12 protein-coding genes are annotated in these 13,239 nt (G+C 69.2%); 5 read left to right on the forward strand and 7 right to left on the reverse strand.

The window, feature by feature from the left end; all coding sequences use genetic code 11:
* Positions 1-258: 258 nt before the first annotated feature.
* Positions 259-1,119 carry a ribonuclease BN gene (locus tag ACFXGX_RS06615; protein ID WP_384785539.1) on the forward strand — a complete coding sequence of 287 codons (861 nt, stop codon included), beginning with the start codon at positions 259-261 and terminating at the stop codon, positions 1,117-1,119.
* Between the two features lie 39 nt (positions 1,120-1,158).
* Here ACFXGX_RS06615 and ACFXGX_RS06620 read toward each other — a convergent pair whose 3' ends face one another.
* From ACFXGX_RS06620 to ACFXGX_RS06630, 3 genes are all read right to left on the reverse strand, one after another.
* Positions 1,159-1,974, reverse strand: coding sequence for a hypothetical protein (locus ACFXGX_RS06620; RefSeq protein ID WP_384785542.1), 816 nt, complete (start codon positions 1,972-1,974; stop codon positions 1,159-1,161).
* A 169-nt stretch (positions 1,975-2,143) separates the two neighbouring features.
* Positions 2,144-3,847 carry a hypothetical protein gene (locus tag ACFXGX_RS06625; protein ID WP_384785545.1) on the reverse strand — a complete coding sequence of 568 codons (1,704 nt, stop codon included), beginning with the start codon at positions 3,845-3,847 and terminating at the stop codon, positions 2,144-2,146.
* A gap of 96 nt (positions 3,848-3,943) precedes the next feature.
* Positions 3,944-5,197: a DUF1275 family protein gene (locus ACFXGX_RS06630; RefSeq protein ID WP_384785726.1), complete on the reverse strand. Its 1,254-nt coding sequence runs from the start codon at positions 5,195-5,197 to the stop codon at positions 3,944-3,946.
* A gap of 262 nt (positions 5,198-5,459) precedes the next feature.
* On the opposite strand from ACFXGX_RS06630, the gene ACFXGX_RS06635 reads away from it, so the two are divergent.
* Positions 5,460-6,257: a hypothetical protein gene (locus tag ACFXGX_RS06635; RefSeq protein WP_384785548.1), complete on the forward strand. Its 798-nt coding sequence runs from the start codon at positions 5,460-5,462 to the stop codon at positions 6,255-6,257.
* Between the two features lie 372 nt (positions 6,258-6,629).
* Entirely contained in the window at positions 6,630-7,025 is a 396-nt protein-coding gene (locus ACFXGX_RS06640) for a DUF4304 domain-containing protein (protein ID WP_384785551.1), read from the forward strand.
* Between the two features lie 371 nt (positions 7,026-7,396).
* Here the strand turns inward: ACFXGX_RS06640 and ACFXGX_RS06645 are convergent, their stop codons facing one another.
* On the reverse strand, positions 7,397-7,882 hold the full coding sequence (locus ACFXGX_RS06645; RefSeq protein WP_384785554.1) for a hypothetical protein: 486 nt from the start codon (positions 7,880-7,882) through the stop codon (positions 7,397-7,399).
* A 464-nt stretch (positions 7,883-8,346) separates the two neighbouring features.
* Between ACFXGX_RS06645 and ACFXGX_RS06650 the strand changes: the two genes are divergently transcribed.
* Positions 8,347-8,652 (forward strand): hypothetical protein, encoded by a 306-nt coding sequence (locus tag ACFXGX_RS06650; RefSeq protein ID WP_384785557.1) that lies wholly within the window; start codon positions 8,347-8,349, stop codon positions 8,650-8,652.
* Between the two features lie 132 nt (positions 8,653-8,784).
* Here the strand turns inward: ACFXGX_RS06650 and ACFXGX_RS06655 are convergent, their stop codons facing one another.
* Positions 8,785-8,934: a hypothetical protein gene (locus tag ACFXGX_RS06655; protein ID WP_384785560.1), complete on the reverse strand. Its 150-nt coding sequence runs from the start codon at positions 8,932-8,934 to the stop codon at positions 8,785-8,787.
* 275 nt (positions 8,935-9,209) lie between these two features.
* Here ACFXGX_RS06655 and ACFXGX_RS06660 point away from each other — a divergent pair, with 275 nt between their 5' ends.
* On the forward strand, positions 9,210-9,587 hold the full coding sequence (locus ACFXGX_RS06660) for a hypothetical protein (RefSeq protein WP_384785563.1): 378 nt from the start codon (positions 9,210-9,212) through the stop codon (positions 9,585-9,587).
* Between the two features lie 614 nt (positions 9,588-10,201).
* On the opposite strand, the gene ACFXGX_RS06665 is transcribed toward ACFXGX_RS06660, so the two are convergent.
* A complete protein-coding gene (locus ACFXGX_RS06665) occupies positions 10,202-10,798 on the reverse strand; it encodes a hypothetical protein (RefSeq protein ID WP_384785566.1) in 597 nt (198 codons plus the stop codon).
* A 480-nt stretch (positions 10,799-11,278) separates the two neighbouring features.
* Positions 11,279-13,102 (reverse strand): FAD-binding dehydrogenase, encoded by a 1,824-nt coding sequence (locus tag ACFXGX_RS06670; RefSeq protein ID WP_384785569.1) that lies wholly within the window; start codon positions 13,100-13,102, stop codon positions 11,279-11,281.
* Between the last annotated feature and the right edge of the window lie 137 nt (positions 13,103-13,239).

Raw genomic sequence — 13,239 nt, forward strand, 5'->3', positions numbered from 1 at the left:
CCAACTTGCGCCCCGGGGGCGCCCCCCCCCCCCCCCCCCGCGCCCCGCCCCCCCCCCCCCGCCCCCCCGCCCCGCCCCGTCCCGGGGCACGGATGGCCCACCCCGTCCCAGGGCACGGATGGCCCGCCCGTCCCAGGGTCACAGATGACCCGCCCGTGACCATGTCCTGTCGCGCCGCGTCGCGTCCGCCGGGGTGGACCGCGTGTCGGCCGACCGTGACGCTGTCGGCGCCGCCGCCGTCTGTGGTAATCGATCTGCATGCCCAAAAAGGCTCCACCGGACGCCGACGACCAGGACCGGCCGCCCACCGCGCGGTCACGGATGCGTGCGGCGCTGCGCGACTCCCCGGTCGGCCGGGGATGGCGGCACGGCAAGGACATCGAACTGGGTCAAAGGTCGCTGGGCTTCGCGGCCCTCGGTTTCCTCACCCTGGTGCCGCTCCTGATCGTCGTCTCCGCCGCCGATCCGGCGCACAGGCAGGGGTTCGCCGAGTGGCTGGGGGACGGCCTCGGCGTGTCGAGTGCCGCCCGGGACGAGGTCGCGCGGCTGTTCGCCGGGCCCGCGCAGGTACGGCAGACCACGACGGCCTTCGGTCTCGCCGCCCTCGCCGTCTTCGGCCTGAGCTTCGGCGCCGCGGTGCAGACCGGCTACGAGAAGGTCTGGGAGCTGCCCGCGGCCCGCTGGCACGCGAGATGGCGCCAGGTCCTCTGGCTGGCCGTGCTCATCGGATCGATCTACGTGACCGCGACGACCACGCTGTGGCGCCACTCGGCCGCCGGAACGCTGGCCGCGGGCCTGAGCGTCGTCCTGTTCTTCTGGTGGTCGCAGTGGATGCTGCTCGGCGGCAGGATCGCCGCCTGGGCCCTGCTGCCCGGCGCGGTGCTGACGGCTCTCGGCCTGCTGGGGCTCCGGGTCTTCTCGCGTTTTGTCTTCTCGCCCCTGATCGCCTCCAGCACCGTCTCCTACGGCCCTTTCGGCACCGTCCTCGTCGTGCAGTCCTGGCTGGTCGGTGTCGGCGTCGTCGTCTTCGGCGGCGCGTTGCTGGGGCGGCTGACGCACGAGGAGATCACCACCGCGACGGAGAGCCTCCTGCGCCGGGCCCGGCATCGCAGGCGGTGAGTCCGGGCGGCCGCTCCTCGAACTCCGGCTCCCGCCAAGTCAGTTGGGCGCGCCGGCCGGAACGGTGACCTCCTTGCCCGGCGGGGGTGCCGCGGACGGCTCACGGTCCCAGCGCAGGACGAGGATCGTGGCCGGTACCGCGATCAGGGCCCAGACGACCACGGTCATGACGACAGCCGTCCAGGTGTCCCAGAAATGCCCGGCGCAGATCGCCGCGACAAACGGCAGGGCTATCACGCCCACAGGCGTAGCCCAGCCCAACGGGACCCGGGGAACGACAGGGCGGCCGGTGGCGAGGAAGCGGGCCCGGCGGGCGCTGCCGAAAGCTGCGACGAAGGCCAGGGCCGCCGACCAGACGACGACCAAGGCGGCCCCGATGAAGGTGATGGGGCCCTCGTCCGGCAGTCCCGCGGGGCGCTCGCGCACTCCGCCCTGGTTGACGGAGACCACGTCGTTCCGCCATGTGGTGACGTCCACCCGCTCCCCCGGCTGGATGAGTTCGGAGAGGTCGTCGTGCGCGCCGAGGTCGATGGGCTGATCGGCGGGGGCGGGAACCGGTGGTCGCAGCCATAGGCGGAAGGCCTTCGACTTGCCGCTCCTGACCGTCCGGGCGGAGAGGACCGTGCCGCTGATCGTGCGCAGGCAACTCGTGCCGTCGTCCCGCACCCCGGCTTCACCGGCACACGGCCGGGCGTCCCGGAAGGCGGCTTCCGTGGCGACCTTTCCGGGGACGTAGAGGCTCGGCCCCACCGCCACCGCCGACAGGACCAGTCCGAGCAGGGTCCACGCTGCCGCGTGCCACCACTCCTGCCGGATCCGTGCCGAGAGCCACCGGTCCCTCGTCTGCGCAGCCACTGCTGTGTCTCCTTCGTTCCGGAGCATTGGGTCACACGCGTCCGGTCGACCGACACGGCAGGTTCCGGAAGCGTCGGCCCCGGGCTGAACTGCCGGATCCCGGCAAGATCGAGGGTGCGGGCCGGGCCGGACCCGACCGGCGGCGGCCGCGGCCCGACCGGCGCCCCGATCAGCCGGAGTTGTAACCCCAGCGGGCGTGGCCGTCCCTGCCCATGAAGCACTTCGCGGGGCGCCCGTCGGCCGTGGTCGCGGTGGCACCCACGGGAGAGCAGTACTGCCCGAACCCGATGCCGGACCCGCTGCCCGTGCCGCCGGTGCTTCCGCCCGAGGTGCCCGAGGAACCGCCGGAGGAACCGCCCGTGGAACCACCGCCGGCGCTGCTGCCTCCAGACGTTCCGCCCGCCGTGGTGGAGCCGCTCGTGCCCCCGGTGCGCGGCTTCGGCTCGGGTTTCGGCTCGGGCTTGGGCTTGGGAGTGGGCTTCGGCTTCGGACTGGGCTTCGGGCTTGGCTTGGCGCAGGGGTCGCCCGGACCGATCAGCCACAGGTCGGCCCGCGTCGACAGCGTGACCTCGCGGTCGGGTTCCGGCTGCTGGCGGCACACCCGCCAGTCCTCCAGGTCCCGGGTACTGCCGCCGAGCCGCTCGCCCGTGTGCGCGTGCCAGGCGGCGGTGTACGTGAACCCCAGGTCGTCCAGGGTGCCTGAGGCCGCGCCGTAACTCTCTCCCCTGAGGTCCGGCATGACCACCCGTCGGGGGGCGAGGAGGCTCGTCGGGCACACCTCCCTCTCGGGGACCGCGTAGAGCGTCAGAGCGCGGACGGCCGGGCGGACCTCTTCCTTTCGAGAAGGCGTCTGGAAGCAGACCTTCCAGCCGGGCTCCGAGTCCTTCACCGGCCGAAAGGACGAGGAGGCGTCGGCCGTAGTGACCGACATCCAGGACTGGCGTCGTGCGTCCGCGACGGCCGTGGTGAGGGCCGTTCCCTTGAAGTCCCGCACCACCACTGAGCGGTCGGCGCGGGCGGGAGCCGATGTGCCGTGTCCCACGCCCCAGGCGGCGGAGAGCATCGTGGCCACGAGCATGCAGGCGAGGACGGGGCGTCTGTGGGCCCATGCCAACACACGCGCTCCGCCGCGCGGGCGGGCGAAGGAGCCGGCGGCGGGCAGGAGTTCACCCCGCGCCGCGAGGAGTTCTCCCTCGGGATCGAGCCGGGACCCGTGAAGCCCGTACTCCTTGCCGTCGACGACGATCAGGGTGGAGTCGAGGATGCCGTGCTCGCGGCGAAGGATGGACAGGGGTTCGGCGACCCGTGCCGCCTTGGGGGATATGAGACCGCGGAGAAGGACGAGTCCGCTGTCGGTGAGCGCGGCATAGCCCCAGCCGCAGTGGTAGAGGGCCCGGACGGATTCGCCGGGTCCGAGTTCCGCGAGCAGCGCCTTCCTGTGGTCGTCGGGCAGCGACAGCTTCTCGCCGGAGACGACCGCGGCCAGGCGGGGATCGTCGGCGAGAGAACCGGGGGTCTCGCGGTCGGTCCCCTGCACGAATGCGCCGGACGCGTCGATCCGCGACCCCCACACGGTGATCCGTCGTCCATTCACGGACAGGTCCACGCGCGACGCGGCCCCGTAGGCGGGGCGCAGAACCACCAGGGGCCTCGCGATCCGCGAGGGCTCCTCGCCGCTCAGCAGGATGAGAGCGCGATCGGTGAGAGCGGCGTACCCCAGCCCCTGGTGGTAGAGGGCCAGCACCGACTCCCCGGACCGGAGCGTACGGAGCAGGGCCTCCGCCTTGGGGAGCGGAAGGGCGACTTCGCGGGCGGCCACCTCGGCGGTGCGCGGGTCGTCACGCAGCCGACGCTGCGCGGGGGTTGGGGACATAGGCGGAGAATAGCCGCTGTCGATCTTCGGCAGAGATACCGCCCCCTGAACCGATGCACGGCCGTGACCTGCACAGATGCTGTACGGGGAGAGAGGTCAGCCGATCAGTTCCGGCGTGAGCCGGTGATACCGCACCAGGAGCACGTTGAGCGCCGCGATGATCAGGACCGCGGCGGCGATGGCGAGCAACGCGCGGCCGGTCCCCCACGGCGTGATGAGTGTGCCGAGGGCGCCGCCCGCGAAGATGCCGACGACGGTGGCGATGAGCCGGGGACGGATCGTGTGCCGCTCCGGAGTCGCGGGGACGGCCCCGCTGAGGCCGTGGATGAGGCGGACCAGCGACACCTGGACGAGCAGGGTGGGCATGCCGGGAACGGCCGCGCGCAGTGCGGTGTCGGCGCGCAGTCCCATGGCGAAGCCGACGATGGCGATGACCAGGTTGTCCGGGTGATCGGTGAGCGAGCCGGAGCCGTGCCGCCACAGCGCTGTCGCGCCGGCGAGCGCCAGCAGTACCCCCTCCACCGCCAGCGCGGCAGCGAACCAGTGCCGGTGGTGTGCGACGAGACCCTTGGTGGCCAGGGCACCGGCCAGGGCTCCCAGGATGAAGGCGATCAGAGCGATCGCTGGGCGGGCCACCGGCACCTGTCCCTCACCGGCGACGGCGAAGGACAGGAACAGCACGTTGCCCGTGGCCAGAGCGGTGAAGACGTGCCCCATGGTCAGGAAGCTGACCGCGTCGGCGGCGCCCGCCAGGACGGTGAGGGTCGCCATGACGACGGTCCGTTGGCGTTCGCGTTGTTCGGCGGACGGTCGCGGTGCGGATTCTTCACTCATCCGGACAGTCTCGGCAACGGCGACTTCACAGCCGAGGTCCCCGGGCCGACACGCGCCGACCGTGCCGCCAATGGACGGTGTGCCGAGGCGCGCGGTCGGGGTGCGTAGGGGCGGGCTGTTCGCCGGGCCTTCATCGCCGGCGCGGCCCGACCGGTGCCCGAACTGTGCGAGCACCGGTTCACCGAGCGGCAGCACATCCAGGTCGTGCACCGCATCGACCCGCGCGTTGATGACGGCGGCCATGGAGACCGGGTCGGGGAAGTCGACGATGAGCACGATGTCGTCCTCCCCGAAGGCGAAGTACATGGCCTCGACCTGCCCGCCGAGGTCGGTGACGACATGGTCGACGGCGGCGCGGCGGCCGCTGACGCGTTCCTTGAGCAGCCCCTGTGCCCTCGGGTGTGTAGGTGGCCTGGATGAGGAACTTCGGCATAGGGATGTTTCCCGCCCGTCGCTTGTCCGGTCTGCAATGGCCTTACCGCTGTCACGGCGGCAGCCACTCGCGGAACGGGGGATTCACTTGTTGGAACCCGAACTGATGAATGAGACGGAAAGTGAGGCGGGCACGGCGGTCGTTGTCAGTACTGCCTCGTACTGGGCCGTATTCGGCTGTTTGGCCAAAGAAACGAGATGCCGTGCCGCGCGTCGCGAGCGTCACAGGTCTTCGACCTGTGATCATGGAGCGTTCATTAAAAGTGATCGCCAAGGAGCTCCAGGTCGCGGGGGCCGATGTGCCGCTGCCGTGTGGCGTTCGCGGTAACGCGCTGTAGGTGATGTGGTGAACTGGTTGACCTCGCTGCCGGCGGTGGTGCTGGTTGTGGGCGGGCTCCTACTTTCCTTACTGGTCGCGGCCGTGGCGCGGGTCGGCGTCCGGGCGCTCGTACCGGTCGAGGAACGGGATCGGGTGCCGCAGATCGCCACGCCCCTGATGCCGACACTCGGCGCCGCCTTCGCGATCTTCGCGGCACTCACACTGGCCAGCGAGGCCGGCTACCTGCGCGCAGCCGAGGGGCTGGTGAGCGACGAGGCGGCCGCGGCCTCCCGCCTGGCATGGGCGGCGACAAGTCCGCGAGTCCAGTCGGAGCCGATCCATGCGGCACTGCTGGACTACTTGCAGAACACGCGTGCCAGGGAGTGGGAGGCTCCAGCAGCGGCATCCGGTGACGACCCCGCCACCGCTCGCGCGATCGCACGGCTGGAGCGGAGTGTGCGCGCCGAGGCGGCCCGGCCCGAGGTGGGAACCCCGACAGGCACGGAGCTGGTGGCTTCCATGGACGGTGTCACCAGTAGTCGTCGCGCCCGCGTTGCGGCCGCCTCGCGCGATGTTCCCGCGCTCTACGTCGTCACGCTTGTGGTCAGCGGACTGGCCTTGATCGTGAACTCCGGCGCGCTGGTCTTCCGCAGCAGCCTGCGAACGTCACTGCTGATCGTAGGTGTTGCGAGTGTGGTCGGGCTGAGCCTGGCGTTGCTCTTCGCACTCAGCGCGCCCTGGAGCGGACCGTTCATCGTCAGTGGGCATCCACTCGACGCCATCATCGGGAACCTGAAGTCCGGCTTCTTCGACGGCGGGCCGTAGGCGGCGGGCGCGATCAGTACGCCGACAACTGATCACCGGCTGCCGTGACCTGCGGGTTGCCCGAGGAGTCGATCCCCGCTGTTCCCCGTGGTTCCCCGCACGATCTGGCACGCACCTGGCACGTGAGCCCTCGGTCGGTTGCGGCCCCGCAGTCGTTGGCCAGGTGCTTAGAAGGCGCCTGGCGCGTCGCGCGCAGCACCCTCTCTGACCTGTACCACTACCCCACCGTGGCGCCCTGTCGGCCAGGCATCGACACGCATTCGACACGGCCCGGGGTTCGCTACGGTCGCTGGTAGACCTCGGGGTCGAATCCCTCCCCAGGCGACCCGCTCGCTCGTGGTTGTGATCACCTCAATCTGGCAAGGTGGCCGCATGACAGCGCAGGCGGCCCTCAAGGCGGCGCTCAGGGACATCGTTGGACCAGCGGCGCGCACCGCAGGGTTTAAGGGTTCGGGGTCAACCTGGCGATTGACCAACTCGCAGGGCGACTGGGCGGTCGTGAACGTGCAGTCGTCCTCGTCGAGCACGTCTCGGTCCGTGCGCTGCGTCATCAACCTGGCTGTGGCGCCCGTCCCGTGGCTGGACTGGATGAGAGAGTCGCTCGGATCGCTGCCGAAGTCGATCAATGAATCGCTTGGGTTGTACCGCGCACGGCTTCATCCGAATGGCACGCCCGCAGGACGCGACTGGTGGTGGGAGATCAGTAACGAACGCGATGCCCGCGCCGCTGCGGCTGACATGGTCGTGCAGCTCGCCGATCATGGCTGACCAACGCTTACCCGGCTACTGGACCGGCAGGCACTACTCGGCTCGATCCGCGCGGGCGATCTTGGGCACATGAAGTCCGGCCGCTTCGACGTGTTCTTCGCACGAGCCGAAGCTCTGTTTATCGCCGAGGACGGACCGAGTACCCGTTTGGACGAGCTCCTGGATCGCGCGACAACGATCGCCATCCCGGCTCAGAAGGCAAACGCTGACAAATTCGCGGCATGGGTCCGCTCTCGCGCCGTGCATGTAAGTTGATTCCGGCGGTGGCAAACCAGACCGGACCAGTTAAGTCCGTTTCTGGTAACGGCCTCGTCCGGGTCGGGTGAGGAGGCCTTGGCGGGTGAGGCTGCCTATGTCCGTTGTCGTTGATGTCACTTGGTGATGTCACGAGCCGGTGTGCTCTGCAGGTGGAGCCGCACTGCGGCGCGCAGGGCTTCGAGTTCTGTTTGGGGAAACGGCCGGCCCCACTGAGACTCGTAGGCCGCCTCTCCCACCTCGTGAGTGAGTCGATCGAAGGCGCGCACAGCTGATCGCGCCAGAGCCATGACGGTATGCCGAGCAGACCAGAGAACGACCCCTGAGCTGTCTGGTGCCTGGTAGTCGTCAGCCCTGAGCAGGCGAATGTCGACGTCGGGTCCGTCTCGATGGAAGAGACATCGATAAACCTCCGGTTCCCCCTCCAACTCTGCGCGTGTGTCGTTTCCGCCCAGGACCAGCCGGGCAATGGCATACAAGAACTGCTCGGGCCCGTCAGTGACGTACGAGGCCATGACCTCTACCTCGCCGTGCTCGTCGGCCACCTTGATAAAGGCCCAGCCGTGACTGTGCAGCGTCCACGTGATCGATAGTGACTTCAACTCTCCCCCTTTGAAGTCGACCCTATGGCCCAGGGCACAGGGGGCTGCCAGGGACATCAACTTGGGAAGCTGAGGTCATTTACGGTGGGTTCGAGCGCTGAGCTGGGCGAACGCACGCGACACGGCCTCGTCAGCGTTGGCCCTTTTGCCGTGGTTCCTCGTCTTTCCCCGCCTGATCTGGTGCGCTTGTGGTGCGGCAGGAGTGCCAGCCTTGGACCTTGGCCACCGCTGGCGTCGGGCTTGGGCGCCTATGACCTCCTGCGCCGACCACAGCCGATCCGGTTCGGTGAGAGCGGCATGAGCCACGGAGACTCCAAGGTCGACAAAGGACTGTCAACCGCAGGCAACTGGCTGACTACGTCGGCACCTTTGAGTATGTGTACTCACGCGTGGCATGTGCTGGCTCGGCAGGCTGGGCCGCAGACAATCGGCAGCTCGGCGACCGCGAACAGAGCGGGGTGGGTATGAAGCGCGGGAAGGAGCCGTCAACCGGCCGACAGATGGTGATAGGCGCGGCATTGCTCGTCAGCGACATCGTCGTCATCGTCGGGCTGCTGTTCGGCTATGGATTCGCGGGATGGTCCGACGACGGGAGCGACACAGTCGAGGCGCAGATGTTCGCCTGGCGGACTACGTGGTGCCTGGCCGTCGGCGCCGTGGTTACGGGTGGGGGTCTTCTGGCCTTTCGATGGCGAATCCCCAGTGCGGTGCAGATCATCGTTCTGGGGATCGGGGCATTCAAGTTCCACGCCCTCGGCGCCCCTCACTAGCGCGCGGCGCCAGGTCCTCCGAGTCGCGGGTACCGGTGGGACGGCGATAGCCGGCACACGGCTTGGAGGCACTGCCTTGCGCCCGGAGCGGGGCCAGCAGGGACGGCCCGAGCGTGAGTGTTACGTGCTGAACTATGCCGCGTAGACCAGTACGTAGAACAGCAGGGCCGCGACTCCCATGAGCGCAAGCGGCAAGATGATCACTGCCGTGATGATCTGGAGGGAGATCAGCAGACGGTCCGCTGCCGTGAGCGGCTCCCGCAGCAGGTTTTGATCATTCATGTATCTCCCCTTTGACCGCGCTGTTCAGCGGTGGTCGGCGGAGTCTAGATGACTGAGCCACTTCGACCGGTCGGCACCCTCTCGATGCGAACTATGGGCGCGACGGTCGCTGAGGTCTACCGAGCCACTCACCCGGTGCCCTAGGCGTACGGAGGGTCGATGACGGCCGAGGCGGTTGCTGTACTTCCGTGCTGCATAGCACGGCAGCTCAGCCGGATCATGTCCACCGGTGGGGAAGATGACCTCGTCCGGGTGCTCGATCGAGGAGGTCTGACTTGCACGGTTACTGGGATCCGCTGCCCACCGCACGGCAACTCGTCATCGCTGCGGAACCGACGAGGGAAGTCTTCTCAGGCGTCTGGGCGGAACGGAATTGGCGCAACGTCCCAGGCCCGTTCTATGGTGCGGCCACCGACTCCATGGCCATTGGCCGGCTGGCCGCACCGCACCATATTGCCTACGACGACGACTACGGGGGCGGCTTCGGAACGGAGTTCGTCCACCGCCAGCCCGTGAGCGAAATGGAGACCGAGACAGTGGTTTCGGCTGCCTGCCTGGAGTTGTACAGCGGTTACGGCTGGGACGGCGACGACCACTGGACCCCTGACACTGTCCGCGCATGGTGGCGCGACCGAGGCCGCGTTCGCGAGTGAACGCTGGCCATCGCGGCCGCCTGGGGCGCCGGCACCCACCCCGGCTGGGGCAGCAACGGGTCCGCCCAATTCCGGGGGCACTATCTCGACGCCGCCCAAGGCCACCTGGACTTCGTCGCCTACATCGACAACGGACTGCAGCCATATCTGCGCGGCTACACCTTCTGGCTGGACCAACGCCGCGCACCCCGCCGCGGGGAGGCCGTGCCAGCCCTCTAACGCCGTGTGCTGCCTGCCTTGCTTCCCTTTGAACCGGCCCTTCGCCGCAGCCCTCGGCAGGATTCTCCCGACACCCGCTTCAGGAGAGCGGTGCGGTGATCGTGCCGCTGAGCTGGGGCTTCGGTACCTGGTCAGGCGGCCGAGAACTCGACCGCGAGACAACCGCGTTGACCATGGCTGACCCCTGTATCCGGCACGGCGGTGGCACGGACCCCAGCCGACGGCAGCCAGCCACGGCGGCGGGTGCGCCGACCGATCACGCACGCGTGTGCCTCGTCGCGCCCTCACCGGTCTCGGCCACGCTGTCCGGGTTCGTCGTCGAGCAGAGCAACCGGCCACGCCACCCCGTGACGACCGCCGGAGCCCTTCAACTTGGGAAGCCAAAACGCCGCTTCTTATGGCTCTGGTGAGGGCTGGGCGGCCCGGGGAAAGCCCAACTCGTCCAGCAGTGCGCTGAAGAGGTCCTCCGCGAAGGTCTCCTGCGAGCGTAGTAGCTCTTCGATCCGGGACTGCTGCGTTGTGGCTGGGATGCCGGCCGCTGCGGCCCAAACGAGGGCGCCTTCAGCGTCGGCCGGAACATCCATGTCGAGCTCCGCGTGCTTGCGCCTCACAGCCTCGTTGAACTCGGCTGTGCCCACCCACAGGCTCACGTCGTCCAGGTCCTCCGGCTCCTCGGTGAGGAGTGCCGCAGCGTTGTCCAGATTGAGCCACGCCTGCCAACGCTGCCCGTTGGTTCCCAGCCCGGTCACGAGGGCGATGTCGCTGCCAGAGACGTCTGCGACGCAGGCTGGTCCGCCGGTCCATCCGACCAGGGCGGACAGGTAGTCGTCCTCCCATAGTCCATGATCGAACTGGAGGGTCTGCCAACCGCCCGGTCGCGGCCACCACGCATGCACGGTGTCCTTCAGCTCCTGATCGATGCTGTCGAACACGGGGGCTTCCAGCAGCGGACGCTCGCTACCGGCAAAGACCAGGTGACCCGAAAATCCCACGGGACCTCCTCCTTTGAGACGTTGCGCGCACCCTATGGGTTGCCACCGACAGAGCAGGCTTGGGCCGGCTCGGCTGCTGAGTCGGCGGTAGCCGATGGGAGCGGCGACTGTGCCGACGAAAGCGAGGAGGTGCTCGGCCTTGCGCGCGTAGCGGCGGTGCGGGTGTCGGCGTCTGGCGAGCCAGGACACGGTTCTCTCGACGACCCGGGTACGCGGCCCCGCACGGCCGAGTGGACCGGTTCGCAGCTGAGCAGACGCCCCCTCAGAGATCGCCGTGTCACCTCGGCAGCGCCTCGCCCTGGACGGAAGACCCGCGTAGCTGGTTCGGAGGCCTTCCGCTCAATGTGAGGCGGCCGCGGCTTCGCCCGCCTCACCACTGCCTCAGTAGTGGGAGGGACCTCAACAAGTCCGGCGCAGGGCACGCCAGGTGTGGTGTCGGGGAGGGGCCGGTCGGTCCCTCCCCGAGGGCGTCGTCGGTCGTCAGGTCGCGGTGGCGGCCGCCGCCGCGCGGCCCGCCTGGCGGCCGGAGAAGAGGCAGCCGCCCAGGAAGTTGCCTTCCAGGGAGCGGTAGCCGTGGACGCCGCCGCCTCCGAAGCCGGCGACCTCACCGGCCGCGTACAGACCCGGGACCGGGCTGCCGGAAGCGTTCAGGACCCGGCCCGAGAGGTCGGTCTGGAGGCCGCCGAGCGTCTTGCGCGTCAGGATGTTGAGTCGTACGGCGATGAGCGGCCCGGCACCGGAATCCAGGATCTTGTGGGCGGGGGCCGTGCGGCTGAGCGAGTCGCCGACGTAGGCCAGCGCGTTGCGGATGCCCATCACCTGGGCGTCCTTGGTGTACGGGTTGTCCATCTCGCGGTCGCGGGCCTCGATCTGTCGCTGGAGGTCGGCGCGATCGATGAGGTTGTCGCCGGTGAGCTTGTTCATCCCCGTGACGAGGTCGGCGAGCGTGGTGGCGACCACGAAGTCGGCGCCGTTCTTCTTGAACTTCTCGATCGGCTCCGGGCTCTGCCAGATCCGTGAGAGCAGTTTCCACACGTCTTTGTTGGTGAGGTCGGGGTTCTGTTCCGACCCGGAGAGCGCGAACTCCTTGGCGAGGATCTTCTGGGTGGTGACGAACCAGGAGTAGTCGTAGCCGGAGCCCGTGATCGACTTGAGGGTGTGCAGGGTGTCGTAGCCCGGTATGTCGGGGCTGCCGAAGCGGCGGCCCCGCGCGTCGAACCACATCGACGACGGGCCGGGCAGGATACGGATGCCGTGACCGGGCCAGATCGGGTCGTAGTTGCGCAGACCCTCGGTGTAGTGCCACATCCGGTCCGGGTTCACGATCCGGCCGCCGGCCTGCTCGGTGATCGCCAGCATGCGGCCGTCCACGTGCGCGGGCACCCCGGTGACCATGAACTTGGGCGGGGTGCCCAGCCTCTCCGGCCAGTTCTGCCGCACGAGTTCATGGTTGGCTCCGATGCCTCCGGACGTGACGACCACGACCGGGGCGCGCAGCTCGAAGTCGCCCACCACGGTGCGGGAACTGGGCTTTCCGCGCGCCGCGCCGCTGGGTTCCAGGACCGCGCCGCGGACGCCCGTGACGACGCCGCCGGTCGTCACGATCCCGTCGACCCGGTGCCGGAACTTGAAGGTGACCTTGCCCGCCGCCACCGCGGCGCGCACCTTCTTCTCGAACGGCTCGACCACGGCCGGACCAGTGCCCCAGGTGACGTGGAATCGGGGCACCGAGTTGCCGTGTCCGTCCGCGAGACCGCCGCCCCGTTCGGCCCAGCCGACGATCGGGAACCACTGCACCCCGAGCCCGGACAACCACGAGCGTTTCTCCCCGGCGGCGAAGTCCACATACGCTTCGGCCCACTTGTACGCCCAGTGGTCCTGGCCCGTCGGGTCGCCGACGCCCCGGTCGAAGCCGGCGCTGCCGAGCCAGTCCTGCCAGGCGAGATCGCGGGAGTCCTTGACGCCCATCAGCCGCTGCTCGTCGGAGTCGACGAAGAACAGTCCGCCGAAGGACCAGAACGCCTGGCCTCCCAGGCCGGCTTCCGGCTCCTGGTCGAGGAGGAGCACCTTCCGCCCTGCCGCGGCGAGTTCGGCGGTCGCGACCAGGCCGGCCAGTCCGTGGCCGACCACGATCGCGTCCGCGTCCTGCGACTCGGCTCCGAAGGCCGGGAAGGCCTGGGCGGCGAGCGCGGCTCCGGCGATCATCCCGCCGGTGACGGTGAGGGCGCGGCGACGGGTGATGCCCGTCCCGGGCTCGGCTTCGTTCCCACGGCTTGGTGCGGAGACTCCTCTGGAATGCTCCATGGCCGGCCTTTCGTCAAGGGATGCCGGAGGTACGCGAGACATGTGCACGGGGTACCGGCCCAGGATGCCCCGAGGGCTCCCTGCAGGTGTTACCGGCGGTAGCTCATGTGGTTCTCGTTACAACAGCCCTTGATTCA

Origin of the sequence: Streptomyces sp. NPDC059371 (assembly GCF_042751995.1) — a bacterium.
GTDB lineage: Bacteria > Actinomycetota > Actinomycetes > Streptomycetales > Streptomycetaceae > Streptomyces.

Excerpts from the sequence above, each read along its gene's own strand:
- ACFXGX_RS06615 (WP_384785539.1), top strand. The coding sequence starts at position 259 with ATGCCCAAAAAGGCTCCACCGGACGCCGACGACCAGGACCGGCCGCCC.
- ACFXGX_RS06625 (WP_384785545.1), bottom strand. The coding sequence starts at position 3,847 with ATGTCCCCAACCCCCGCGCAGCGTCGGCTGCGTGACGACCCGCGCACC.
- ACFXGX_RS06640 (WP_384785551.1), top strand. The coding sequence starts at position 6,630 with ATGACAGCGCAGGCGGCCCTCAAGGCGGCGCTCAGGGACATCGTTGGA.
- ACFXGX_RS06650 (WP_384785557.1), top strand. The coding sequence starts at position 8,347 with ATGAAGCGCGGGAAGGAGCCGTCAACCGGCCGACAGATGGTGATAGGC.
- ACFXGX_RS06655 (WP_384785560.1), bottom strand. The coding sequence starts at position 8,934 with ATGAATGATCAAAACCTGCTGCGGGAGCCGCTCACGGCAGCGGACCGT.
- ACFXGX_RS06670 (WP_384785569.1), bottom strand. The coding sequence starts at position 13,102 with ATGGAGCATTCCAGAGGAGTCTCCGCACCAAGCCGTGGGAACGAAGCC.